Annotated in this window: 24 protein-coding genes; 12 read left to right on the top strand and 12 right to left on the bottom strand. The window is 63.8% G+C overall.

Annotated elements, in window-relative coordinates; translation table 11 throughout:
* Positions 1–146: 146 nt before the first annotated feature.
* From rluB to ACTJKT_RS22340, 5 genes are all read right to left on the bottom strand, one after another.
* Positions 147–1364 carry a 23S rRNA pseudouridine(2605) synthase RluB gene (gene rluB / locus ACTJKT_RS22360; RefSeq protein WP_440788610.1) on the bottom strand — a complete coding sequence of 406 codons (1218 nt, stop codon included), beginning with the start codon at positions 1362–1364 and terminating at the stop codon, positions 147–149.
* Positions 1365–1681: 317 nt separating this feature from the next.
* The gene (gene scpB, locus ACTJKT_RS22355) at positions 1682–2743 is read right to left on the bottom strand and encodes an SMC-Scp complex subunit ScpB (protein WP_440788609.1); all 1062 of its coding nucleotides are present in this window, start codon (positions 2741–2743) and stop codon (positions 1682–1684) included.
* Positions 2744–2755: 12 nt separating this feature from the next.
* Positions 2756–3454: a segregation and condensation protein A gene (locus ACTJKT_RS22350; RefSeq protein WP_440788614.1), complete on the bottom strand. Its 699-nt coding sequence runs from the start codon at positions 3452–3454 to the stop codon at positions 2756–2758.
* Between the two features lie 120 nt (positions 3455–3574).
* On the bottom strand, positions 3575–4204 hold the full coding sequence (locus tag ACTJKT_RS22345) for an L-threonylcarbamoyladenylate synthase (RefSeq protein WP_009042694.1): 630 nt from the start codon (positions 4202–4204) through the stop codon (positions 3575–3577).
* Between the two features lie 13 nt (positions 4205–4217).
* Entirely contained in the window at positions 4218–5081 is an 864-nt protein-coding gene (locus ACTJKT_RS22340; RefSeq protein ID WP_085530131.1) for a PHP domain-containing protein, read from the bottom strand.
* A gap of 87 nt (positions 5082–5168) precedes the next feature.
* Between ACTJKT_RS22340 and ACTJKT_RS22335 the strand changes: the two genes are divergently transcribed.
* From ACTJKT_RS22335 to ACTJKT_RS22310, 6 genes are all read left to right on the top strand, one after another.
* Positions 5169–5765 (top strand): septation protein A, encoded by a 597-nt coding sequence (locus ACTJKT_RS22335; protein ID WP_440788608.1) that lies wholly within the window; start codon positions 5169–5171, stop codon positions 5763–5765.
* Position 5766: 1 nt separating this feature from the next.
* Positions 5767–6066 carry a YciI family protein gene (locus ACTJKT_RS22330; RefSeq protein ID WP_092303256.1) on the top strand — a complete coding sequence of 100 codons (300 nt, stop codon included), beginning with the start codon at positions 5767–5769 and terminating at the stop codon, positions 6064–6066.
* A 110-nt stretch (positions 6067–6176) separates the two neighbouring features.
* Positions 6177–6587, top strand: a complete 411-nt coding sequence (locus ACTJKT_RS22325) for a translation initiation factor 2 (RefSeq protein ID WP_440788607.1) — start codon at positions 6177–6179, stop codon at positions 6585–6587.
* A gap of 7 nt (positions 6588–6594) precedes the next feature.
* Positions 6595–7272, top strand: coding sequence for a response regulator transcription factor (locus ACTJKT_RS22320; protein ID WP_025805152.1), 678 nt, complete (start codon positions 6595–6597; stop codon positions 7270–7272).
* A 383-nt stretch (positions 7273–7655) separates the two neighbouring features.
* On the top strand, positions 7656–8093 hold the full coding sequence (locus ACTJKT_RS22315; RefSeq protein WP_440788606.1) for a Spy/CpxP family protein refolding chaperone: 438 nt from the start codon (positions 7656–7658) through the stop codon (positions 8091–8093).
* Between the two features lie 64 nt (positions 8094–8157).
* The gene (locus ACTJKT_RS22310) at positions 8158–9498 is read left to right on the top strand and encodes an ATP-binding protein (protein ID WP_440788605.1); all 1341 of its coding nucleotides are present in this window, start codon (positions 8158–8160) and stop codon (positions 9496–9498) included.
* Positions 9499–9634: 136 nt separating this feature from the next.
* Here the strand turns inward: ACTJKT_RS22310 and ACTJKT_RS22305 are convergent, their stop codons facing one another.
* The gene (locus ACTJKT_RS22305; RefSeq protein ID WP_440788604.1) at positions 9635–10201 is read right to left on the bottom strand and encodes a nitroreductase family protein; all 567 of its coding nucleotides are present in this window, start codon (positions 10199–10201) and stop codon (positions 9635–9637) included.
* A gap of 120 nt (positions 10202–10321) precedes the next feature.
* Here ACTJKT_RS22305 and ACTJKT_RS22300 point away from each other — a divergent pair, with 120 nt between their 5' ends.
* The gene (locus tag ACTJKT_RS22300) at positions 10322–11776 is read left to right on the top strand and encodes a TrkH family potassium uptake protein (RefSeq protein ID WP_440788603.1); all 1455 of its coding nucleotides are present in this window, start codon (positions 10322–10324) and stop codon (positions 11774–11776) included.
* Here the strand turns inward: ACTJKT_RS22300 and ACTJKT_RS22295 are convergent.
* Positions 11733–12794, bottom strand: a complete 1062-nt coding sequence (locus ACTJKT_RS22295; protein WP_440788602.1) for an AraC family transcriptional regulator — start codon at positions 12792–12794, stop codon at positions 11733–11735. The two genes, ACTJKT_RS22300 and ACTJKT_RS22295, sit on opposite strands and share 44 nt — an antisense overlap.
* A 162-nt stretch (positions 12795–12956) precedes the next feature.
* Here ACTJKT_RS22295 and ACTJKT_RS22290 point away from each other — a divergent pair, with 162 nt between their 5' ends.
* Positions 12957–13268 (top strand): DUF962 domain-containing protein, encoded by a 312-nt coding sequence (locus ACTJKT_RS22290; protein ID WP_025805147.1) that lies wholly within the window; start codon positions 12957–12959, stop codon positions 13266–13268.
* Positions 13269–13367: 99 nt separating this feature from the next.
* Positions 13368–13958 carry an HD domain-containing protein gene (locus ACTJKT_RS22285; protein ID WP_025805146.1) on the top strand — a complete coding sequence of 197 codons (591 nt, stop codon included), beginning with the start codon at positions 13368–13370 and terminating at the stop codon, positions 13956–13958.
* A 120-nt stretch (positions 13959–14078) separates the two neighbouring features.
* Here the strand turns inward: ACTJKT_RS22285 and ACTJKT_RS22280 are convergent, their stop codons facing one another.
* On the bottom strand, positions 14079–14900 hold the full coding sequence (locus ACTJKT_RS22280) for a UDP-2,3-diacylglucosamine diphosphatase (protein WP_097302480.1): 822 nt from the start codon (positions 14898–14900) through the stop codon (positions 14079–14081).
* Positions 14901–15032: 132 nt separating this feature from the next.
* Here ACTJKT_RS22280 and ACTJKT_RS22275 point away from each other — a divergent pair, with 132 nt between their 5' ends.
* The gene (locus tag ACTJKT_RS22275) at positions 15033–15785 is read left to right on the top strand and encodes an AraC family transcriptional regulator (protein WP_440788601.1); all 753 of its coding nucleotides are present in this window, start codon (positions 15033–15035) and stop codon (positions 15783–15785) included.
* Between the two features lie 100 nt (positions 15786–15885).
* A complete protein-coding gene (locus ACTJKT_RS22270; protein WP_440788600.1) occupies positions 15886–16776 on the top strand; it encodes a DMT family transporter in 891 nt (296 codons plus the stop codon).
* Here ACTJKT_RS22270 and ACTJKT_RS22265 read toward each other — a convergent pair.
* On the bottom strand, positions 16770–17057 hold the full coding sequence (locus tag ACTJKT_RS22265) for a SelT/SelW/SelH family protein (protein WP_440788599.1): 288 nt from the start codon (positions 17055–17057) through the stop codon (positions 16770–16772). The genes ACTJKT_RS22270 and ACTJKT_RS22265 overlap by 7 nt on opposite strands.
* Positions 17058–17128: 71 nt before the next feature.
* Here ACTJKT_RS22265 and ACTJKT_RS22260 point away from each other — a divergent pair, with 71 nt between their 5' ends.
* Positions 17129–19318, top strand: a complete 2190-nt coding sequence (locus ACTJKT_RS22260) for a patatin-like phospholipase family protein (RefSeq protein ID WP_440788613.1) — start codon at positions 17129–17131, stop codon at positions 19316–19318.
* Here ACTJKT_RS22260 and ACTJKT_RS22255 read toward each other — a convergent pair.
* The 3 genes from ACTJKT_RS22255 to recQ all read right to left on the bottom strand — a co-directional run bounded on the left by ACTJKT_RS22255 (position 19291) and on the right by recQ (position 23339).
* On the bottom strand, positions 19291–20523 hold the full coding sequence (locus tag ACTJKT_RS22255) for a type IV pilus assembly protein FimV (protein ID WP_440788598.1): 1233 nt from the start codon (positions 20521–20523) through the stop codon (positions 19291–19293). The two genes, ACTJKT_RS22260 and ACTJKT_RS22255, sit on opposite strands and share 28 nt — an antisense overlap.
* Before the next feature lie 130 nt (positions 20524–20653).
* On the bottom strand, positions 20654–21088 hold the full coding sequence (locus ACTJKT_RS22250; RefSeq protein ID WP_007929752.1) for a MarR family transcriptional regulator: 435 nt from the start codon (positions 21086–21088) through the stop codon (positions 20654–20656).
* Between the two features lie 124 nt (positions 21089–21212).
* Positions 21213–23339 carry a DNA helicase RecQ gene (gene recQ, locus ACTJKT_RS22245; RefSeq protein ID WP_440788597.1) on the bottom strand — a complete coding sequence of 709 codons (2127 nt, stop codon included), beginning with the start codon at positions 23337–23339 and terminating at the stop codon, positions 21213–21215.
* Positions 23340–23456 lie beyond the last annotated feature (117 nt).

Raw genomic sequence — 23456 nt, 5'->3', positions numbered from 1 at the left:
AGATCACCGTTGCCGTTTGGCGGCTGCTGCGCAGCCGATCGCAGGCTGCGCCAGCGGCTACAAGGAGCGCGCCTTAGCAAAAAAAAACGCCAACCCTGAGGTTGGCGTTTTTTCTTGTCGCCTACAGCTTGCAGCTCAAGGCTGCCTCACTCAGGCTTGCGGCGACCGAAACCCGGGCGCTGGCCGGAACCGGCCGGGGCGCCACGGCGCTTGCCCGACGGTGCGTCCTTGTCGACCAGGACAATGCCCGGACGCTTGGACTTCGGCGCTGGCTTGGCCGGACGCTTGGTGTCGCTCGGACGATCCGCCACTGGCGTACCGCGACCCGACTCGCCACGACCGGCAGCCGGACGCGGCGCCCGTGGAGCGCGCTCGCCATCCTGGCGTGGCGCGGGTTTGCGGCCTGGGCGCTCGCCTTCGATCTGCGGCTCGCGCGACGGGCGCGGGGCACCGGCGGCAGGCGCGCCATGGGCCGGACGCAGGGTACGCACGCGCTCGCTCTTGCCCACCGGGCGCGAGGATTTGCGCTGCATGCGCTCCAGCTTGTCCTTGCTCTTGGCGTTGAGCTGCGGCATCGCCACTGGCGTCAGGCCAACCTCGGCGCTGAGGACGTCCACTTCGTACTGGCTCATTTCGCGCCAGCGGCCCATCGGCAGGTCGGAGTTGAGGAACACCGGACCGAAACGCACGCGCTTCAGACGGCTGACCACCAGGCCCTGGGATTCCCACAGGCGACGTACTTCACGGTTGCGGCCTTCCATCACCACGCAGTGGTACCAGTGGTTGAAACCTTCGCCACCGGGCGCCTGCTGGATGTCGGTGAACTTGGCCGGGCCGTCTTCGAGCATCACGCCGGCTTTCAGGCGCTCGATCATCTCGTCGTCGACTTCGCCACGCACACGTACCGCGTACTCGCGGTCCATCTCATAGGACGGGTGCATCAGGCGGTTGGCCAGCTCACCGTCGGTGGTGAACATCAGCAGGCCGGTGGTGTTGATGTCGAGGCGACCGATATTGATCCAGCGGCCTTCCCGTGGGCGCGGCAGCTTGTCGAACACGGTCGGACGACCTTCCGGGTCGTCACGGGTGCAGATCTCGCCGTCGGGCTTGTTGTACATGATCACGCGGCGGACCGATTCGGCCGCTTCTTCGCGCTTGATCACCTTGCCATCGATGGAGATGGCGTCATGCAGGTCGACGCGCAGGCCAAGGGTGGCCTCTTTGCCATTGACCTTGATCCGACCCTGGCTGATCCAGGACTCTACGTCGCGGCGCGAGCCGACGCCGATGCGGGCGAGGACTTTCTGCAGCTTTTCGCCTGCTGGGCCGATTTCCTGGTGGTCTTGCTGGTCATGTTCACTCATCTGGGCACCTCCCGGTGTGTCGATTCAGGCTTGAGCGGCCTGAAGGGTAGTAAAAACAGGTCTTGTGGCGAAGGGATCGCCAAAGGGTCGCGAATCATACGCTCATGGCGTCGGTTGCGCATCAGAGACTAGCTGATAAGTGGCGGCCTACCGGTTTTTCCGCTGGCCGGTGGCTGCCCGACATGTGGGCGCCTGACCTGTAGGAGCGAGCGGGCGGCGATCCGGCTTGCCCGCGATCGGGAACGACGCGGCATGCCTGGCACACCGCATCAACGTTCATCGCGAGCAAGCTTCGCTCCTACAGAAGCGTGACGCGGTCAGTCTTCCTGTTCGCGTCTTTCGTTCTCGATGGCCTCGGCCAGCGCCAGGGCTTCGGCCTCTTCGTCGCTCAGCTGCGGAGCCGGCGGTTCCAGTGCCGCAACGGCGGCCAGCAGCTTGGCGCGGGCTTCGGCGACGCCGAGCACATCGTCATCGACTTCCTGTTCCTGCTCGTCGCCTGCGTGCGCTACGAGTTCGGCCTCGTGCCCGGCTTTAAGCTCCGCGTCGTGCTCGACTGGCACCGCAGCTTCGGCTTCGGCTTCGGCACGAGTTTGCGTTTCAGGGCTGATCCCGGCGTCCACCTCGGCGTCGGCAACAAAGTCGTCCCCGGACGAATCCACCGCACCATCGCGATGCAGATCGTCGAAGTCGGTCTTGATCCCCTCCTCCATCGAGTCCAGCTCCAGCAGCAAGGTGTGGAAACTGGTCTCTTCCTTGGGTTCTTCCGGCTCGGCGCTGGCGTCGGCCAGGGCTTGCAGGCTGGCCGGCACCGGCACGTCATCGAAGTCGAGGACCGGCTCGGTTTCGATCTCGCGCAGCTCGGCCAGCGGCGGCAGGTCGTCGAGGTTCTTCAGGTTGAAGTGATCGAGAAAGGCCTTGGTGGTGGCGAACATCGCCGGCTTGCCCGGCACGTCACGGTAGCCGACCACCCGAATCCACTCGCGCTCCAGCAAGGTCTTGACGATCTGGCTGTTGACCGCCACGCCCCGCACATCCTCGATCTCGCCACGGGTGATCGGCTGACGGTAGGCAATCAGCGCCAGGGTTTCCAGCATCGCCCGGGAGTAACGCTGGGGCCGCTCTTCCCATAGCCGGCCGACCCAGGGCGCGAACTTTTCCCGCACCTGCAGACGATAACCGGAGGCCACTTCCTTGAGTTCGAAGGCTCGCCCTTCGCAGGACTTGCCCAGAATGGTCAGGGCTTTCTTGAAGACCGCGGGGTCCGGCCGCTCGCCTTCCTCGAAGAGCTCGAACAGGCGCTCCATGGATTGCGGTTTTCCCGAGGCCAACAGAAAGGCTTCAAGCAGCGGCGCCAGCTCGCGGGGTTCATTCAGATTCATTGTTTCAGCTCGTTATTCGGCTCGCGCCCGCACATGGATAGCCGTGAAAGGCTCATTCTGTACCAGCTCGACCAGGGATTCCTTGACCAGCTCGAGGACCGCCATGAAGGTCACAACCACTCCCAGGCGTCCTTCTTCCGCGGTGAACAGCTCGACAAAGGGCACAAACCCGCCGCCCTTGAGCCGCTCCAGCACCTCGCTCATGCGCTCGCGGGTGGACAGCGCCTCGCGGCTGACCTGATGGCTTTCGAACATGTCGCCACGGTGCAGTACCTCGGCCATGGACATCAACACCTCTTCCAGGGCGACATCCGGCAGCAGCTTGCGCACCCGGGCTTCCGGGGCGTCGAGCTTGGGCACTATGACGTCGCGGCCAACCCGGCTCAGGCCATCGATGCCTTCGGCGGCGGCCTTGAAACGCTCGTACTCTTGCAGGCGGCGGATCAACTCGGCGCGCGGGTCTTCCTCTTCCTCTTCCACCTCGGCCGAGCGCGGCAACAGCATGCGCGACTTGATCTCGGCCAGCATGGCCGCCATCACCAGGTACTCGGCGGCCAGCTCCAGGCGCACCGACTGCATCAACTCGACATAGCCCATGTACTGGCGAGTGATTTCCGCCACCGGGATGTCGAGGATGTCGATGTTCTGTTTGCGGATCAGGTACAGCAGCAGGTCGAGCGGGCCTTCGAAGGCTTCGAGAAAGACTTCCAGGGCGTCCGGCGGGATGTACAGGTCCAGCGGCATTTCCATGACCGCCTGGCCGTAGACCATCGCAAAGGGCAGCTCCTGCTGCGCTCCGGCCTGGTCGTCAACGTGTTCCACTGCGGACATTCAGGCCTCGACCATGAAGGGAGCCGGGTCGCCGCAGCCAATACGGATCACTTCCGGCTCGCCATCGGCCAGGTTGATCACGGTGGAGGCCATGATGCCGCCAAAACCGCCATCGATGATCAGGTCGACCTGATGTTCGAGCAGTTGGCGCATTTCATAAGGATCGTTCATCGGCTCGGTTTCGCCGGGCATGATCAGGCTGACGCTCATCAGCGGCTCGCCCAGTTCGGCCAGCAGTGCCAGGGCGATCGGATGGCTCGGCACCCGCAGGCCGATGGTGCGTTTCTTCGGGTGCAGCAACAGCCGCGGCACTTCGCGGGTGGCGTTGAGGATGAAGGTGTAAGGCCCCGGCAGATGAGCCTTGAGCAGGCGAAAGGTGCCGGTATCGATCTTGGCGAACAGGCCCAGCTGCGACAGGTCGCTGCAGATCAGCGCGAAGTTGTGTTTGTCATCCAGTTGCCGCAGGCGCCGCACGCGCTCGACCGCGCTCTTGTCGCCGATCTGGCAGCCAATGGCGTAGGACGAGTCGGTCGGGTAGATCACCACGCCACCTGAGCGGATGATTTCGACAGCCTGTTTGATCAGGCGCGGTTGCGGGTTTTCCGGATGAATCTGGAAAAATTGACTCACATTCTCTACCTGTTCAGACGGCGGCAATAATTGGGTCATGTTTGAACCGACACCAGAGCGGCGGCAGATCCTCCGGAACAGGGCGATACTCGCCTATCTCGGACCAGCCTCCAGGGCCATGAAAATCACTGCCGGCGCTCACCAGCAGACCGAACTCCCGAGCAAGGATGGCCAGGCTGCCCACCTGCTCGGCGGGTTGGTGGCCGTTGACCACCTCGATCGCGTGGCCACCTGCTTGAATATAGTCGGCAATCAGGCGGCGACGTTTGCTGCGGGTGAAATCGTAATGCCAGGGATGGGCCAGGCTGACCCAGGCCCCCGCTGCGCGTAGCGTCTCGACGGTTTCCTCGAGGGTTGGCCAGTGCTGCTTGACGTCGCCCAGCTTGCCGGCCCCCAGCCACTTGCGAAAGGCTTCGGCGCGGTCCTTGACGAAACCGGCACGTACCAGGTAATCGGCGAAGTGCGGCCGGGCCGGCGCATTGCCGCTGTCGCCCAGTTCCTGCTGGATCGCCCGGGCCCCTTCGAGGGCACCCGGCATGCCTTTGAGCGCGAGCTTGCGGCTTATTTCTTCGGAACGCAGCCAGCGACCATCGTGCAATTTGCCGATGGCCTCGACCAACGACGGCGCGTTGACGTCGAAACCGTAGCCCAGCACATGAATGGTCGCCCCACCCCAGGTGCAGGACAATTCGACGCCATTGACCAGTTGCATGCCCAGTTCCTGCGCCGCGAGGCGCGCCTCATCGAGGCCTTCCAGGGTGTCATGATCGGTCAGGGCCAGGACTCGCACGCCTTTCTCGAACGCACGCGCAACCAGAGCCGCGGGCGCCAGGGCGCCATCGGAGGCCGTGCTGTGGCAGTGCAAATCAACATTCACGGGACTGTTCAACCTCAAGTCAGCTGGCGCTTTCGCTGCCATGGATGTTTGTTATTATGCCGCCACATCCTGCTTCTGGCTGCCACTGTGAAACAATTCATCGACTTCATCCCGCTGTTCCTGTTTTTCATCGTCTACAAAATCGATCCCCGAGTCGTCGACATTGCCGGTCAACAACTGACCCTGGGCGGTATCTACAGCGCCACGGCAGTGTTGATCATCAGTTCCCTGGTGGTATACGGCGCGCTGTTCATCTCCCAGCGCAAGCTGGAGAAAAGCCAATGGCTGACCCTGGTCGCCTGCCTGGTATTCGGCAGTCTGACCCTGGCCTTCCACAGCGAAACCTTCCTTAAATGGAAGGCGCCGGTGGTCAACTGGCTGTTCGCCCTGGCCTTTATCGGCAGCCATTTCATCGGCGACCGCCTGCTGATCAAGCGCATCATGGGCCACGCGCTGAGCCTGCCGGACCCGGTCTGGACCCGCCTGAACATCGCCTGGATCGCCTTCTTCCTATTCTGCGGCGCCGCCAACCTGTTCGTTGCCTTCACCTTCCAGAGCATCTGGGTCGACTTCAAGGTCTTCGGCAGCCTGGGCATGACCGTGCTGTTCCTGGTCGGCCAGGGCGTCTACCTGTCGCGCCATCTTCACGACACCGAACCCACCACTTCGAAAACCGAGGACTGACATGCTTTACGCAATCATTGCTACAGACGTCGCCAACTCCCTGGAAAACCGCCTGGCCGCGCGCCCGGCGCATCTGGAGCGGTTGCAGCAGCTCAAGGCCGAAGGTCGCGTGGTACTGGCCGGGCCACACCCTGCCGTCGACAGCAATGATCCCGGTGCCGCGGGTTTCACCGGCAGCCTGATCGTCGCCGAATTCGACTCGCTGAGCGCCGCCCAGGCCTGGGCCGATGCCGATCCTTACATCGCCGCCGGTGTCTATGCCAGCGTCCTGGTCAAGCCGTTCAAGCAAGTCCTGCCGTAAATCCTCTCCCCCGCGGTGAACCTTATCGGTTCATCGCGCTCTCAATCGCTCATTATTCTCGTTTGACTGCCGACAACTTGCCCAACACTCGATTGGAATCAGGAGTTCCGATGCGCCAAGGTCTGTTGTGCCTGTTGTTGGTCATGTTAACGATCGGGGCGAGCGCCTCTGCCGAAGAAACCACGGACCCGGGGCATTCCACGCCTTTGTCCCTGAGTGCCGGCAGCCAGATCAACGAATTGCAGCTGCGCCTCAAAGACAGCGAGCGCCAGCGCGAAGAGTTGACCCGGCAATTGCAGAGCGCCGACAGCGAGCGTGAAAGCGCCCTGCTGGGCCGCCTGCGCCAGGAAAACCAGCGCCTCAAGCTGCAACTGCGCGAAGTCCAGGCCAGTTCCGTGCCGCGCCTGCTGACCGATCAGCAGCAGTGGTTCGTCACCGGCGCCGGGGTAGCGCTATTGGCCCTGCTCTGCGGTATCTTCGCCAGTGGTGGACATAGAAAGCGTCGACAATGGCTAAATTGAGTGATTCATGAGCGACCTGTTACTGATTGACGATGACCAGGAACTCTGCGAGCTCCTGACCAGTTGGCTGGGCCAGGAAGGTTTTCAGGTACGGGCCTGTCACGATGGCCACAGTGCCCGTCGCGCCCTGGCCGATCACGCTCCGGCGGCGGTGGTGCTGGACGTGATGCTGCCCGACGGCAGCGGCCTGGAACTTCTCAAGCAGTTGCGCAACGACCACCCGGACTTGCCGGTGCTGATGCTTTCGGCCCGCGGCGAGCCCCTGGACCGTATCCTCGGCCTGGAACTGGGCGCCGACGACTACCTGGCCAAGCCCTGCGACCCGCGTGAACTGACGGCCCGCTTGCGCGCCGTGCTGCGCCGCAGTCACCCGACCGCGGTGTCCAGCCAGATGGAGCTGGGCGACCTGTGTTTCAGCCCGGTACGCGGCGTGGTCAGCATCGACGAACAGGACATCACCCTCACCGTTTCCGAAAGCCGCCTGCTGGAAGCCTTGCTCAAGCAACCGGGCGAGCCGCTGGACAAGCAGGAGCTGGCGCAGATCGCCCTGGGCCGCAAGCTGACCCTGTACGACCGCAGCCTGGACATGCACGTCAGCAACCTGCGCAAGAAGATCGGCCCGCACCCCGACGGCCGCCCGCGCATCGTCGCCCTGCGCAGCCGTGGCTACTACTACAGCCTCTGAACCGATCGCCGATCCCTGTAGCCGCTGCCGCAGGCTGCAATGGGGCCGCAGGCCCTCCTACATCCGCAAGATCCCCGCGACCGTACCGGTCGTTCGCAGCCTCGCGAGCTCGGCAGCGGCTACAACTCCTCTGAACTGCCGATCCCTGTAGCCGCTGCCGCAGGCTGCGATGGGGCCGCAGGCCCTCCTACATCCGCAAGATCCCCACGACCGTACCAGTCGTTCGCAGCCTCGCGGGCTCGGCAGCGGCTAAAAGGGGTTATGTCAGTTTCGCCAAAAAACCTCTTTACCCAAGCTTTACCCTTCGCTGACCGCCGCTGACCTTGATCTCCGTAATCTGCACACATCCGGAACTGACCGGGAATGAGACAAGGAGATACACCATGCGCAAGACCCTGATCGCTCTGATGTTCGCCGCCGCCCTGCCAACCCTGGCCATGGCCATGCCTGAAGGCGCTGGCCCCATGGGGCCGATGGATGGCCCGCGCCACAGCGAACACATGCGCGGCAAAGGCCCTTACAGCCAGCTGGACCTGAGCCACGAACAGCGCCAGCAGATCCGCAAGCTGATGGGTGAGCAGATGCACGAGCGCAAGCAGCTGGTGCAGAAGTACCTGGAGAAACTGTCGCCGGCCGACCAGAAGGCGATGAAGGACGAGATCGCCGCCAAGCGCCAGAAAACCGAGGCGGATATCCGCGCCCTGCTCAAGCCGGAACAGCAGAAAGAGTTTGACGCCATCCAGAAGAAACACGCCGAGCGCCGCGCCGAATGGGCCGAATTCAAGGCCTGGAAAGCGCAACAGCCGCAAAAAGCGCAATAATGCGCTAGCGCTTATCCCAGCCCAGTGGCGCACCCACTGGGCTTTTCTTGTTTGAGGACTTCCCGTGCGTTCATTGTTCTGGCGCATCCTCGCCAGCTTCTGGCTGGCCATCACCCTGGTTGCAGGGCTGTCGATTCTGCTTGGGCACATGCTGAACCAGGATGCCTGGATCCTCAGTCGTCATCCCGGCCTCAATACCCTGGCCGAGGAATGGACCCAGACCTACGAAGAACAAGGCGAGGACGCCGCGCAGGAGATCCTCCAGCAGCGCAAGCGCCAGTACCACATCGATGTGCAGGTCCTCAACGAAAGCGGCGACCCGGTAGTCCGCGGCACCTTCCCGCGCCGTGCGGCGGCCTTCGAGGCCCGACAGAACAATGACGACCGGCGTTTGCCATGGCGGCGCCTGACCACCGAATACACCAGCCCGAAAACCGGCGACACCTACTTGATGATCTACCGCATTCCCCACCCGGAGCTGGGCGCCTGGCACCGTGACAGCCTGATGTGGCCGCTGAGTGCCCTGACCATCGCGCTGGTGGTGCTGACCCTGTTCAGCCTGCTGGTGACCCTGTCCATCACCCGCCCCCTCAACCGTCTGCGCGGCGCGGTGTATGACCTGGGGCAAACCGCCTACCAACAGAACAGCCTGGCCCGCCTGGCTGACCGCCGCGACGAGTTCGGCGTGCTGGCCAAGGACTTCAACCGCATGGGCTCGCGTCTGCAAAGCCTGATCGGCAGTCAGCGCCAACTGCTGCGGGATGTCTCCCACGAACTGCGTTCGCCGCTGGCGCGCCTGCGCATCGCCCTGGCGCTGGCCGAACGCGCCACGGCTGAGGAGCGCGAACGCCTGTGGCCGCGCCTGACTCGCGAGTGCGATCGCCTGGAAGCGCTGATCAGTGAAATCCTGGTGCTGGCCCGGGTCGATGCCGACAACGCCAGCGCCGAAGAGGTGGACCTCAACGCGCTGCTCGGCAACCTGCAGAAGGATGCCCAACTGGCCTGCCCGGAACAGCCGGTGAAAATCCAGGCCGAACCGCAGCTCAGCCTCAAGGGCTGGCCGACCATGATCGAACGGGCGGTAGACAACCTGCTGCGCAATGCCCAGCGCTTCAACCCGGCCGGGCAGCCGATCGAAGTGCAGGCATTGCGTCAGGGAGACCGGATCCTGCTCAGCGTGCGGGATCACGGCCCCGGGGTGGAGGCCGAACATTTGCGCCTGTTGGGCGAACCCTTCTACCGCGCCCCGGGCCAGACCGCGCCGGGTCACGGGCTGGGTCTGGCCATCGCCCGGCGCGCCGCGGAACGCCATGGCGGCAGCCTGACGCTGGACAATCACCCCCAGGGTGGCTTTATCGCCAGCCTGGAGTTGCCGTTAGTGCCTGGGGCCGTGGTTCAGCCTTGAGCCCCATCGCGAGCAAGCTCGCTCCTACAGACTCGCGTCGTTCACCCATTTAGCGAACGGCACCAACCTGTAGGAGCGAACGGGCGGCGATCCGACTTGCCCGCGATTGTCTATCCGCTACACCACAACTCTAGGATCAGGCCTTGCCCGACCAGGCACTGACGAACTCCGTCGTATCCACCTTGGGCGCGACCCGTGGCTCGTTCAGCGGCGTGCCCAGGTACAGGAAGGCGATGATTTCTTCACCTTCGCCCAGGCCAAGGCCCTTGGCCACATGGGGCGAATAGGACAGCTCGCCGGTACGCCACACCGCACCGACACCCTGGGCGTAGGCCGCCAGCAGAATGCCGTGGGCGGCACAGCCGGCCGCCAGCCGTTGCTCCGACTTCGGCACCTTGACGTGCTCCTGCAGACGGGCCACCACGACCACCACCAACGGCGCGCGCAGCGGCATGGCGCGGGCCTTGTCCAGGGCGGCCTGGGTCACTTCGCCACCCTGCAATTGCACCGCTTCCACCAGCAGCTCGCCCAGCTGTTCACGGGCCGCGCCTTCCACCGTCAGAAAGCGCCAAGGCCGCAACTGGCCGTGATCCGGGGCGCGCAATGCCGCTGCGAACAGCGCTTCGCGTTGCGCCGCCGTCGGCGCCGGGTCCACCAGACGCGGTACGGAAACACGGTTGAGCAATGCGTCGAGAGCCTCCATCGGCCACCTCCTGAAAAAAATGTCCGGCCATTCTACCGATAAGTGCCTTCCGGGTGCCGGTTTACATGCTCCGCACCGCAGGTAGAATGGCGCCCTCCTTATCAGCCCCGAGCGGACCTCATGGCGTTGCCGACCCTACGGATCATTGGTTTCATCATCGGCATTTTCCTGATCACCCTGGCCATCGCCATGGTCATTCCGATGGCGACGCTGGTGCTGTTCGAGCGCACAGGCGACCTGCCATCGTTCCTCTGGGCCAGCATGATCACCTTCGTCGCCGGCCTGGCCCTGGTGATCCCGGGACGCCCGGAACACGTGCACCTGCGGCCGCGGGACATGTACCTGCTGACGGTGTCCAGCTGGCTGGTGGTGTGTATCTTCGCCGCCCTGCCGTTTTTGCTGACCCAGCACATCAGCTACACCGACTCCTTCTTTGAAAGCATGTCCGGCATCACCGCCACCGGCGCCACCGTACTCAGCGGCCTGGACAGCATGTCGCCGGGCATCCTGATGTGGCGCTCCCTGCTGCACTGGCTCGGCGGCATCGGCTTCATCGGCATGGCGGTGGCGATCCTGCCGCTGCTGCGCATCGGTGGCATGCGCCTGTTCCAGACCGAATCCTCGGACCGCTCGGAAAAGGTCATGCCGCGTTCGCACATGGTGGCGCGACTGATCGTGGCGGCCTATGTCGGCATTACCATTCTCGGCAGCCTGGCCTTCTGGTGGGCCGGGATGAGCCTGTTCGACGCGATCAACCATGCGATGTCGGCGATTTCCACCGGTGGTTTCTCCACCTCCGACGCCTCGCTGGCGCACTGGCCGCAACCGGCGGTGCACTGGGTAGCGGTGGTGGTGATGATCCTCGGCAGCCTGCCGTTCACCCTCTACGTCGCCACCCTGCGCGGCAACCGCCGGGCGCTGATCAAGGACCAGCAGGTCCAGGGCTTGCTCGGCATGCTGCTGGTGACCTGGCTGGTGCTCGGCACCTGGTACTGGTGGACCACCCAGCTGCATTGGCTGGAAGCCCTGCGTCACGTCGCGCTGAACGTCACCTCGGTGGTCACCACCACCGGTTTCGCCCTGGGCGACTACAGCCTGTGGGGCAACTTCTCGCTGATGCTGTTCTTTTACCTGGGCTTCGTCGGTGGTTGTTCCGGCTCGACCGCCGGCGGGATCAAGATTTTCCGCTTCCAGGTCGCCTATATCCTGCTCAAGGCCAACTTGAACCAGCTGATCCACCCGCGCGCGGTGATCAAGCAGAAGTACAACGGTCACCGCCTCGACGAGGAAATCGTCCGTTCGATCCTGACCTTCTCGTTCTTCTTCGCCATCACCATCTGCGTGATCGCCCTGGCGCTGTCGCTGCTGGGGGTGGACTGGATGACCGCCCTGACCGGCGCGGCCAGTACGGTGTCGGGGGTGGGTCCGGGCCTGGGCGAAACCATCGGCCCGGCCGGCAACTTCGCCACCCTGCCGGACGCCGCCAAGTGGATTCTGTCCCTGGGCATGCTGCTTGGCCGGTTGGAGATCATCACCGTATTCGTGTTGTGTATTCCGGCATTCTGGCGTCACTGACCGCGACCCCGGACTCCTGCAGCCGCGCCCGGTATTCGCCGGGCGTGGCATCGAACCAGCGGCGGAAAGCTCGGAAAAAGTTGCTCGGGTCGGCAAATCCCAACAGATAGGCAATCTCCAGCAGGGTCATGCTCGGCTGCGCCAGGTACTGCTCGGCCAGCTCGCGACGGGTGTCGTCGAGCAGGGTCTGGAAACTGGTGCCCTCCTCCTGCAAACGCCGTTGCAAGGTGCGCTGGGACAGGTGCAGGGTCTGGGCCACGGCCTCGCGCTTCGGCTCGCCCTGGGGCAACAACCGGCACAGCGCCTGGCGTGCCTTGTGGGTCACCCGGCTTTCGGAGAACCGCGCCAGGTACTCACCGGCGAAGCGGTCATGCAGCAACGCCATGGCCTCATTGGCGGTCGGCAACGGCGCCTCCATATCGGCACGCTCGAAAATCAGTGCATCGTAAGGCGCGTTGAACACCAGCGGCGCATGAAACGCCTGCTTGTAGGGCTCCAGATCGACCGGCACAGCCCCCTGCATCAAGACCTGGCGCGGCTGCAGCGTACGCCCGGTCAACCAGCCACACAGCGCCAGCGCACAGGCCAGCGAGGCTTCGGTACTTTGCCGGGTCGGTGGCAGATGATCGCCGTGCACCGTCAGAATCAGCGCATAACCTTCAGGTAAAAGTCGGAAACTCAGATCAGCGCTTTCCGCGATGATCCGCTGATAGCGCACCAAACGCTGGAACCCCTCGGACAGGGTACGACTGGACATCAGGGCATACCCGGCCACGTTGAAGGAGGCCGGTCGCACCACCTTGCCCATGTTCAGGCCGATCGCCGGGTTGCCGGACTGCTCCACCGCACGCTGCCAGAGACGCGTCATCGAGTCCTGGGGAAAGCGTGCGTCCGGGTCGTCCAACGCGGCATAGTCGAGCCCGATCTGCTTGAACAATGCACGGCAATCCAGGCCGTCCATCTCCAGAGCTTTGACAATTCCCATCGCCCAGCTTGCAGAAGTCGTTCGTTCGCTCATGGTGGGTTCTTTTACATGATGAGCCGCATGCCACGGCCGATTTCCCAAGGATACTAAAGTGGCGCCTATTGTCACTGGCCCCAGCCATTGATGACTCTAGACTCAAATAAGCTCCCCGCAGAGCATCCCGCTGACAGAACAACAACCACAGAGATCGCAGTCGTGGATAACATCAAGCAATTCAACAGCTTCGCCGAGTTCTATCCCTATTACCTGAGCGAACACAGCAACAGCACCTGCCGCCGCCTGCACTTCGTTGGCACGACCCTGGTGATCTTCATCCTCGCCTTCGCCATCGGCAAAGGCGCCTGGCTGTTGCTGCTGGCCCTGCCGGTGGCCGGCTACAGCTTCGCCTGGGTCGGTCATTTCTTCTTCGAGAAGAACCGCCCGGCCACCTTCCAGCATCCGCTCTACAGCCTTGTGGGCGACTTCGTCATGTACCGCGACATGCTGACCGGCAAGGTGCCGTTCTAGGCCTGGCCGGACAGCAAGCCGTCCCGCGCAGCCAGTGCAGGATTGGATCCAAGGCATAGACTCCAGTCGTTGCGCAAAAAAACAACAAGAGGATTGCCGATGAACGCTCACGCCCGTTTCACCCACATGAAGGATGGCACCCAGGAAGACTGGGCGATCATCGCCGCGGATTTCAGCGCCTACGCCAAGCAATTGCCAGCGCGCATCGTGGCGCACCTGAAGCTGCTCGAGGGCGATTTTGGCGGCTTCCCGGTGGACCGCCTGACCCACTCGCTGCAAACCGCCAGCCGCGCCTGGCATGACGGCCGCGATGAGGAATACGTGGTCTGCGCCCTGCTCCACGACATCGGCGACACCCTGGGCTCCTACAACCACCCGGACATCGCTGCGGCGATCCTCAAGCCCTTCGTCAGCCCCGAGAACCTGTGGATGGTGGAGAAGCACGGGATCTTCCAGGGCTACTACTTCTTCCATCACCTGGGCATGGACCGGCACCTGCGCGAGCAATTCAAGGACCATCCGCTGTATCTGCAGACCGCCGAATTCTGTGCCAAGTACGACGCCGCGGCGTTCGATCCGAGCTACGACAGCCTGCCCCTGAGTTTTTTCGAACCCATGCTCGAACGCCTGTTCGCCCAGCCGAAAAATTCGATCTACAAGGCGGCCATGAAAGAACACGCGCCGGCCTGAGGCCTGCTGAGCAGGCCATCGCGGGCAAGCCTCGCTCCTACAAATACCGCGTACCCTGTAGGAGCGAGCGGGCGGCGATCCGACTTGCCCGCGATAACCTCAGATCAGGCAACCAAAGCCTCAAGCCAGCTCCGCCACCTTCGCCGATTCGGCCTTGCGCTGCGCTTCCCGCGCCTGGGCATCGGCCAGGCGATACAGCTCGATGGTGCCGTCCCAGTGCTCGATCAGGGCGGTGCAGGACTCGACCCAATCCCCGCAGTTGAGGTAGTCCACTTCGCCGACCTTGCGGATCTCGGCATGGTGAATGTGCCCGCACACCACGCCGTGCAGCTCGCGCTTCACGCATTCGTGAGCGATGGCTTCCTCGAAGTCGCTGATGAAGCTGACCGCGGTCTTGACCTTGTGCTTGAGGTAGGCCGACAACGACCAGTAACCGTAGCCGTAGCGCGCCCGCCAGTGATTCAGCCAGCGGTTAAGGGTCAGGGTGAACTCATAGGCCGAGTCGCCGAGAAAGGCCAGCCAGCGGTGGTAGCGGGTGATGACATCGAACTGGTCGCCATGGATCACCAGCAGGTGCCGGCCGTCGGCGGTGACGTGCACTGCCTCGTCCACCAACTGGATATTGCCCAGGATCAGCTTCGAATAGCGGCGCAGGAATTCGTCGTGGTTGCCGGTGACATAAATCACCTCGGTGCCGCGCTTGCTCATGGTCAGCAGGCGGCGGATGACATTGGTGTGTGCCTGGGGCCAGTACATGCCGCCGCGCAGCTTCCAGCCGTCGATGATGTCGCCGACCAGGTAGATCCGGTCGGCGTGATAGCCCTTGAGGAACTGCGACAGATGCTCCGCCTGGCAGTCCCGGGTGCCCAGATGCACATCGGAAATCCACAAGGTGCGCACGCGTTGTTTACGGCTGGGTCTGGCGAGTTCGGCACTGGTCATGGGCACACTCCTGCATTTTCTGCGAGCTTGCACCCGGGCGATTAATCGCCTGTGACAAAAATACGGCAGTCCGATGACAGCGCTGAACCCCGGGCCGCCGGTGTAGACTGCCGTTCTGCCAAGGAGACTGCGATGAGACCGATCCTCACGCTACGCCAATACAGCCACGACCTGATCGTCCACAGCCACGAACACGCGCAACTGGTGTTCGGCCTGTCGGGCCAGCTCGACTTCGAGGTCGACGGCCAGGGCAGCCAGGTGGTCCAGCAGAGCTTCGTGGTGGTGCCCTCCGGCGCCCATCACGCCTGCGGCAGCCCCAACGGCAGTCGCTGCCTGGTGCTCGATGTGCCCGACGAACATTGGCTGGTGCAGTCGCTGGGCGATCACGCCGATGCCAGTCGCCGCCTGCTCGACAACGCCGGACGCCTGCCCCTGGATGCGGCGCAGAGCCAACTGGTCAACTGGCTGGCCGGCAGCCCGGTCAACGACCCGCTGATTGCCCAGCAAGGCGCCGTGCTGTTGCTGGCCAGCCTCAACCAGGCCAGCCCCGCCAGCGTCGGCGGTCGACGCCTGCCCTACACCGCCTTGAATGCCCATATCGACCAACACGCCGCCCACCCGCTGCAGGTGGCCGACCTGGCGCGGATCGCCGGGCTGTCCAGCGCTCGCCTGCATGCGCGGTTTATCGCCGAATGCGGGCAGACGCCGATGGACTACATCCGCAGCCGGCGCCTGCACATGGCCGCCGGCCTGTTGCGCGACTCGGCATTGCCCATCGGCGAAATCGCCAGCCGCGTCGGCTACAGCTCCCAGAGCGCCTTCGCCGCGGCGGTGCTGCGCGAGTTCGGTGTCTCCCCCGGCAAGCTGCGGCGCACCACAGGCTAGCGCTAGGCTGTCGACAAAAAACGCGAGGATCGCGACAGACCGGGTCCTGCCCTGGCTTTTAGACTGGCACCGCTCCGCTCAACTGTTTTGAAGGATTGAAATGACTCCGCGTACTGCCCTTGGCGCCCTGCATATCGGCGCATTGATGTTCGGCCTCACCGGTGTATTCGGCAAACTCGCCGCTGCTTCGCCGGCCATCATCGTCTTTGGTCGCGCGGCGTTCGCGGTGCTCGCCCTGGCGTTCTTCGCCCGCTGCGCCAGCAGCATCCGCTGGCAACGGCTGCAGGCCACGGACTGGTGGCGCCTGCTGCTCAGTGGCCTGTTGCTGGCCGGGCACTGGGTGAGTTTCTTCATCGCGGTGAAAGTCGCGGGCGTGGCCATTGCCACCCTGGGTTTCGCCAGCTTCCCGGCCTTCACGGTGATCCTCGAGGGGCTGATTTTCCGTGAGCGCATTCGCCTCAACGAAATCGTCCTGGTGGCCCTGGTCAGCGTCGGCCTGGTGCTGGTCACGCCGGATTTCGACCTCGCCAGCCAAGCCACCAGCGGGCTGCTCTGGGCGGTGGGATCTGGCTTGCTGTTCGCCTTGCTGTCACTGAACAACCGCGCCAGCTCCGCGCGCATTCCGGCGGTACAGGCAGCGCTGTGCCAGAACGTAGTGGTCGCCTTGTGCCTGCTGCCGGTGGCGGCCCCAGGGCTGAGCGAGGTGCGCGCCCTCGACTGGTTGTGGATCAGCCTGCTCGGCATCTTCTGCACCGGCCTGGCCCACAGCCTGTTCGTCGCCAGCCTCGCGGTGATCAAGGCGCGCACCGCGGCAGTGGTGTTCGCCCTGGAGCCGGTCTACGGAATTACTGTGGCCTGGCTGCTGTTCAGCGAAACGCCGACGCTGCGCATGCTGATCGGCGGCGTCTTGATCATCTTCGCCATAGTGGTGTCCAGCAGCCTGTCCGGTTCAAGCAAAAAAGCGGTAACGGCGGAAGCCGCTTCTCACTGAGTGCGGTCGTTGTGGCCGAGGTCGCGCTGCGGGTCGATCTGGTCGCGCACCCGCTGCTTGAGCGCCTTGGCTTCAGGGAAACCGCCATCGGCCTTGCGCTCCCAGATCTGCACGCCGTCGCAGGTAATGCGGAAGGTGCCGCCGGTGGCCGGTTCCAGGGACACCTTGCCCAGGTCGTCGCTGAAGGTGCTCAGCAGTTCCTGGGCCAACCAGGCGGCGCGCAGCAGCCACTGGCACTGGGTGCAATAGGTGATGACCACTTCGGGTTTACGTTCTGACATGGTGCTGCCGACTCCTGGGCTCAAGGGCGTCGTTATAATAGCCGCCTTTATCGCTCTCCCCGAGATCCATGATGCGTCGTTTGCTGTCTTGCCTGATCCTGTGTTTGCTCCCCGTGTTCCTGCACGCCGCCGAGGCGCCACGGCCGAAGATCGGCCTGGTGTTGTCCGGCGGTGCCGCCCGTGGCCTGGCGCATATCGGCGTGCTCAAGGCCCTGGAAGAGCAAGGCGTGAAGATCGATGCGATTGCCGGCACCAGCATGGGCGCGGTGATTGGCGGGTTGTACGCCTCGGGCTACAAGATCGACGAGCTGGAAAAACTGGCCCTGAGCATCGACTGGCAACAGGCGCTGTCCGACGCCCCGCCCCGGGAAGACATACCCTTCCGTCGCAAGCAGGACGACCGCGACTTCCTGGTGAAACAGAAACTCAGCTTCCGCGACGACGGCAGCCTCGGCCTGCCGCTGGGGGTCATCCAGGGCCAGAACCTGGCCCTGCTCCTGGAAAGCATGCTCGCCCACGCCAGCGATACCCGGGATTTCGACAAGCTGCCGATCCCCTTCCGCGCGGTCGCCACGGACATCGCCAGCGGCGAGAAAGTGGTGTTTCGCAAGGGCCACCTGCCCCGGGTGATTCGCGCCAGCATGTCGATCCCGGCGGTGTTCGCCCCAGTGGAAATGGATGGCCGGCTGCTGGTGGACGGCGGCATGACCGACAATATTCCGCTGGATGTGGCCCGCGACATGGGCGTGGACATCGCCATAGTGGTCGACATCGGCACCCCGCTGCGTTCGCGCCAGCAGTTGGCGACCGTGGTCGATGTGCTCAACCAGTCGATCACCCTGATGACCCGGCGCAACTCCGAAGAACAACTGGCGACCCTGCACAAGAATGACGTGCTGATCCAGCCGCCCCTGGCCAGCTTCGGGGTCACCGACTTCGGCCGCGCCCAGGAAATGATCGACGCCGGCTACCGCGCCACCCGCGTCCTCGACGCACGCCTGGCGCCGCTGCGCCAGGCCGAACCCATGGATGCCGGACTCAGCGCCGCGCGCACGCCCAGCCAGCGCAACCCGATCATCACCGCAATCCGGGTGGAGAACGATTCGAAAGTCAGCGACGACGTGATCCGCTACTACATCCGCCAGCATATCGGTGAGCCTCTGGACCTGGGCCGGCTGCAGACCGACATGGGCACGCTGTATGGCCTGGACTACTTCGAGCAGGTGCAATACCGGGTGGTCCACAAAGGCAATGACCACACCCTGGTGATCAACGCCCGGGGCAAACGCAGCGGCACCGATTACCTGCGCCTGGGGCTGAACCTGTCCGACGACATGCGCGGCGACAGCGCCTTCAACCTGGGCGCCAGCTACCGGGTCAACGGCATCAACAGCCTCGGTGCCGAATGGCTGACCCGGGTACAGATCGGCGACCAGCAGGAGCTCTACAGCGAGTTCTATCAGCCGCTGGATGTCGGCTCGCGCTACTTCATCGCGCCTTTCATCGGCATCGAATCGCAGAACATCGAAGCCGTGCTGGATAACGACCCGATCGCCGAATACCGCCTGGAGCGCTATGGCCTGGGCCTCAATATCGGGCGCCAGATCGGCAACAGCGGCGAGATCCGTTTCGGCGTCGGTGAGGCCTGGGGCAAGGCCGATGTGCGCGTCGGCGACCAGGACCTGCCCAGCGAAAGCTTCAACGAGGGCTACTACGAACTGCGCTATTCGTTCGATTCCCTGGACAATGTCTACTTCCCCCACGCGGGCGAAGACATCGGCCTGTCGCTGCGCCAGTTCGAACCCAGCCTGGGCTCGGACAAGCGTTACCGGCAGTGGGAGTTCAAACTGGACAAGGCCCTGAGCAGCGGCCCGAACACCTTTATCCTCGGCGGTCGGTATGGCCGGACCCTGGATGAGGCCGAAGTGGTGACCTCAAGCTTCGTGCTGGGTGGCGCCCGCCAGCTGTCGGGCTTCCGCCAGGACGCCCTCTCGGGCCAGAACATCAGCCTGATGCGGGGCGTCTACTACCGGCGGCTGACACCCCGCTCCTACCTGCCCCTGGATTTCCCGCTGTATATCGGCGGCTCCCTGGAGCGAGGGCGTGCCTGGAACAACGACAACGAGTTCGACAGTGGCTATATCAATGCCGCCAGCATCTTCCTCGGTTTCGACACGCCACTGGGGCCGCTGAACTTCAGTTATGGCATCAACGACGACAACCAGAAAGCGGTCTACCTCAACTTGGGCCAGACGTTCTGAGTCTCGGTGTCCGACTCAGACTTGGTGCTGGAGCCCGGCTCGCCGGATTCCTCCAGGCGCCAGACGATCGAGTCGGCGTCGAAGGGCGTCGGTGTGGCGGCAGGAGACGGCGGCGTGCTGGAGGGCTCGGAGGGTGCGATCAGGTCCCAGTCGACATCGATCGACGGTTCGCGATTGGCAAGCCGATCCCCTGTCACGGGCGAGGGCTGTACCGGTGTAACTGGGGACGTTGATCTGAACGACTCCTGGGCAGCAACCGTCGTCACGGCACTGGCCAGCGTTCGCGTGGGCCGGTTCTCGGAGGGTATCTGTACTTCCGCTACGGCTGCGAACTGACGGCGGCGACGCATGACCAGCACCACCAGCAAGGCCGTCAGCAGCAAGGCGGCAAGCATCAGCCAGGGATTCGAGCCTTCGGCCTCTGGCGCCTGTTCGGCTGGCGGGGGTGGGCTGACGGCGGTAGGTGTCGCAGGTGCGGAAACCGGGGCAGGATTATCAGCAGGCTTGCTCCGGACTTCGGCCAACTGACGTTGCAGCTCCACCAGCTGTTGCTGCTGGCGCGCCAGTTGTTCGTCCCGTTGCTGCAATGTGTTCTGCAACTCTTGAGCCTGGTTCTGCAATTGCTGGTTGGCCTGCAGGGCTTGCGCCAACTGTCCGGCCACAGGGTCGGTCGCCTTAGCCGCCACAAGGGGAGCCTGGGTGGCAATCGCCGGTTCAGGTTTCGCCATCTCCCTGGCCGGGGCCGGAACTATCTCGGGGCTTCCGGGGGGATCTATCAGCAGCGTGTATTCGCGCAACTGCCGGCCATTGGCCTGGTTCACCTGCAACAGGAAATCCAGGAACGGCTCGTTCACCGGCTTGCTCGACACCACCCGGATCACCCTGCGTTCACCCTGCAGGATCGGGGTAAAACGCAAGTCTTCAAGAAACGGCAAGCGCTCGACACCGGCCTGCTTGAACTCGCCGGCGGTCGCCAGGCTGACCGCCAACTCGCCCTCCTCCAGACCCTGCGCCTGCACCAGGGCGATCTCCGCTTCCAATGGCTGGTTCAGCGCCGAATGCACGGTGATTTCGCCCAGGCCCACCGCCGAGGCCAGGGACGAATACAAGGTCGCCAACATCGGCAGCAGGAACAAGGGACGATTCTTCCCTAGACAAGATGACCCGACGAAACCGCGCAGAGCGGCCAGCAGACTCTGGAACATGAGCACCCTTTTTTGAGGACCGAAAGCGACCACAGCGGCGATACGCTGGCTGCGCATGCCGCTGTGGACCTGGTATTTCTTATAGTCCGCCGGGGTCGGTAGCTCAAAAATCCGCGGCGTCAGTTATGCCTCAAGACTTTTCCAGATTGGCCAGGATATGCGCGTGAACCCGCATGCATACCCGCATATCCTCTTCATCGACACCGACGAACAATTCACTGCGCAAGGCCGTGGCGATGGTTTCGATCTGTTCGATCAGGGGCAGCGCCGGGGCGCACAGAACGATCTTCTTCGCCCGGCGATCCTCGACCACCGACTGCCGTTGCACCAGGCCCTGGGTTTCCAGGCTGTCGAGCAGCCGCGCCAGGGTCGGTCCTTCGACGCCGACACTCTGGGCAAGTTCACGCTGGGTCGGAGCTTCATCGAAACGGGCGAGGTGCAGCAGCACCAGCCAGCGGGCCTGGGACAGGCCAAGTCCGGCCAGACGGCGATCCAGTTCGGCGCGCCAGCCTCGGGACATCTGCGCCAACTGCATGCCAAAACGGTGTTGATCGGTTAACGGCATAAACAACTCATGAGTTAGTAGACTGAAAATTAAGAGAAACTAATTATTAGTCAGCTAAGCATGACAGTTGCCGAGTGGCAAGGTTTGGCATGAACTGAATCGTTACATCTTGCCGCCGGACAACTCACATCTCGAATTCCGACTCCAGTGCCGCACGCACGCAATACAGCACGCCTTCCGGCACGCGACCGGCAAACAACTCGGCCACTTCGCTCACCGAGGGCAGTTCGCCTTCGCCGTCGAGGAAGGCGTCCTGGATCTCGCCGAGCAGGTCTTCCGGCAGGTCCAGCGCCTGCTCCAGGGACAACTGCTGCTTGCCCACGGCCTCGGCGAGCATTGTGTAAACGTTCTTTTCCGAGCACTGCAATTGCCCGGCGATCTGCAGCGGCGTCATGCCGGCGCGGGCCAGGGTAATCAGCTCGTGGCGGATGTCGGCCACCACTTTCGGCGCCTCCGCCTGACCGCCCAGCACTTCGAGGAACGCCTCGCCGTAACGCTCCAGCTTGCGCGCGCCAACGCCACTGACCCGGGCCATTTCCGCCAGGGAGCCAGGCTGGCTGCGGAGCATTTCCAGCAGGGTGGAGTCGGGGAAAATGACATAGGGCGGCACACCATGTTCTTCCGCCAGTTTGCGTCGCAGGGCGCGCAAGGCTTCCCACTGTTCGCGCTCTTCGCCACGTACCAGTTGGCTGGCCTGGCTGGTGCTGCTCTTGGCGGCAGTCTGCGGCTTTATGTCGCGGCGCAGCTCCAGGGTCACCTCGCCCTTGAGCAGCGGTCGGCAGCTGTCGCTCAGACGCAGGCCGCCGTAGCCTTCCAGATCGATGTCGGCCAGGCCGCGGGCCACCAGTTGGCGGAACAGCGAGCGCCATTCGCCTTCACTACGGGCCTTACCCACGCCGAATACGGAAAGATGCTGATGGCCGAAGCTGCGGACTTTTTCCGTGTCCTTGCCCAGCAGCACGTCCACCAGGTGACCGACGCCATAACGCTGGCCGGTGCGGTAGATCGCCGACAGCGCCTGGCGCGCCGGCTCGGTGGCATCCCAGGTCTGCACGCCATCGACGCAGTTGTCGCAATGGCCGCATGGCTGCGGCATGTCTTCGTCGAAATAGGCCAGCAGGGTCTGGCGCCGGCAGCGGGTTTCCTCGCACAACGCCAGCATGGCGTCGAGCTTGTGCTGCTCCAGGCGCTTGTGGCGCTCGTCGCCCTCGGAGTTCTGCAGCATCTGCTTGAGCATCAGCACGTCCTGCAGGCCGTAGGCCATCCAGGCATCGGCAGGCAAGCCATCACGCCCGGCACGCCCGGTTTCCTGGTAATAGGCCTCGAGGGACTTGGGCAGGTCCAGGTGCGCCACGAAGCGCACGTTGGGTTTGTCGATGCCCATGCCGAAAGCGATGGTCGCGACCATGATCAGCCCTTCCTCGTTGAGGAAGCGCTTCTGGTGATAGGCGCGCAGTTCGCTGGGCAAGCCGGCGTGATAGGGCAGCGCCGGGAAGCCCTGCTCGCAGAGAAAGGCCGAAACTTCGTCGACCTTCTTGCGCGACAGGCAATAGACGATGCCCGCATCGCTGCGCCGTTCGCTGAGGAACGCCAGCAGTTGCTTGCGCGGCTGCTCCTTGGGAACGATGCGATAGAAGATGTTCGGACGGTCGAAACTGGAGAGGAAACGCTCGGCGTTCTGCAGGTGCAGGCGATTGACGATTTCCTCGCGGGTCCGCTTGTCGGCGGTGGCGGTCAGGGCGATGCGCGGCACCTGGGGGAACATTTCCGCCAGTTGGCCCAGTTGCAGGTATTCCGGACGGAAGTCATGCCCCCACTGGGACACGCAATGCGCCTCGTCGATGGCGAACAGGGCGATGTCGAGGTTCTGCAGGAACGCCAGCATCCGCGGCTGCACCAGGCGCTCCGGCGCCAGGTACAGCATCTTCACTTCGCCCCGCCGGATGCGCGCGGCCAGGTCGCGCTGCTGCTCGGCGCTCAGAGTGGAGTTCAGCGCCGCCGCGGCGACCCCGAGTTCCTCCAGGGTCGCGACCTGATCGTCCATCAGCGCGATCAGCGGCGAGACCACCACCGCCAGGCCGTCGCGCAGCAGGGCCGGAACCTGGAAGCACAACGACTTGCCGCCGCCGGTAGGCATCAGCACCAGGGCGTCGCCGCCACTGGCCACGCGCTCAATGATCGCACCTTGGCGGCCACGGAAACTGTCGTAGCCGAAGATGTCCTTGAGGACGCGTTGAGCCTGTTCGAGCATGAAAAACTCCAAAAATCGCTGAAATCCCTGTGCGCAGGCTGGCCGAAAAGGCCACGGTTTTCACTGACAAATCCGTTAGCGGACTTTTCCTGGACCGTTACGACGCCTGCCGGGCAT

The sequence above is a fragment of the Pseudomonas sp. 22526 genome (genome assembly GCF_052044735.1).
GTDB lineage: Bacteria > Pseudomonadota > Gammaproteobacteria > Pseudomonadales > Pseudomonadaceae > Aquipseudomonas > Aquipseudomonas piscium.
This window is presented reverse-complemented; position numbering and strand designations above follow the sequence as displayed.

Coding starts and splice junctions, on each gene's coding strand:
- rluB (WP_440788610.1), bottom strand. CDS start 1,364: ATGAGTGAACATGACCAGCAAGACCACCAGGAAATCGGCCCAGCAGGC.
- scpB (WP_440788609.1), bottom strand. CDS start 2,743: ATGAATCTGAATGAACCCCGCGAGCTGGCGCCGCTGCTTGAAGCCTTT.
- ACTJKT_RS22330 (WP_092303256.1), top strand. CDS start 5,767: ATGCTTTACGCAATCATTGCTACAGACGTCGCCAACTCCCTGGAAAAC.
- ACTJKT_RS22325 (WP_440788607.1), top strand. CDS start 6,177: ATGCGCCAAGGTCTGTTGTGCCTGTTGTTGGTCATGTTAACGATCGGG.
- ACTJKT_RS22320 (WP_025805152.1), top strand. CDS start 6,595: ATGAGCGACCTGTTACTGATTGACGATGACCAGGAACTCTGCGAGCTC.
- ACTJKT_RS22315 (WP_440788606.1), top strand. CDS start 7,656: ATGCGCAAGACCCTGATCGCTCTGATGTTCGCCGCCGCCCTGCCAACC.
- ACTJKT_RS22305 (WP_440788604.1), bottom strand. CDS start 10,201: ATGGAGGCTCTCGACGCATTGCTCAACCGTGTTTCCGTACCGCGTCTG.
- ACTJKT_RS22300 (WP_440788603.1), top strand. CDS start 10,322: ATGGCGTTGCCGACCCTACGGATCATTGGTTTCATCATCGGCATTTTC.
- ACTJKT_RS22295 (WP_440788602.1), bottom strand. CDS start 12,794: ATGAGCGAACGAACGACTTCTGCAAGCTGGGCGATGGGAATTGTCAAA.
- ACTJKT_RS22285 (WP_025805146.1), top strand. CDS start 13,368: ATGAACGCTCACGCCCGTTTCACCCACATGAAGGATGGCACCCAGGAA.
- ACTJKT_RS22280 (WP_097302480.1), bottom strand. CDS start 14,900: ATGACCAGTGCCGAACTCGCCAGACCCAGCCGTAAACAACGCGTGCGC.
- ACTJKT_RS22275 (WP_440788601.1), top strand. CDS start 15,033: ATGAGACCGATCCTCACGCTACGCCAATACAGCCACGACCTGATCGTC.
- ACTJKT_RS22270 (WP_440788600.1), top strand. CDS start 15,886: ATGACTCCGCGTACTGCCCTTGGCGCCCTGCATATCGGCGCATTGATG.
- ACTJKT_RS22265 (WP_440788599.1), bottom strand. CDS start 17,057: ATGTCAGAACGTAAACCCGAAGTGGTCATCACCTATTGCACCCAGTGC.
- ACTJKT_RS22260 (WP_440788613.1), top strand. CDS start 17,129: ATGCGTCGTTTGCTGTCTTGCCTGATCCTGTGTTTGCTCCCCGTGTTC.
- ACTJKT_RS22255 (WP_440788598.1), bottom strand. CDS start 20,523: ATGTTCCAGAGTCTGCTGGCCGCTCTGCGCGGTTTCGTCGGGTCATCT.
- ACTJKT_RS22250 (WP_007929752.1), bottom strand. CDS start 21,088: ATGCCGTTAACCGATCAACACCGTTTTGGCATGCAGTTGGCGCAGATG.
- recQ (WP_440788597.1), bottom strand. CDS start 23,339: ATGCTCGAACAGGCTCAACGCGTCCTCAAGGACATCTTCGGCTACGAC.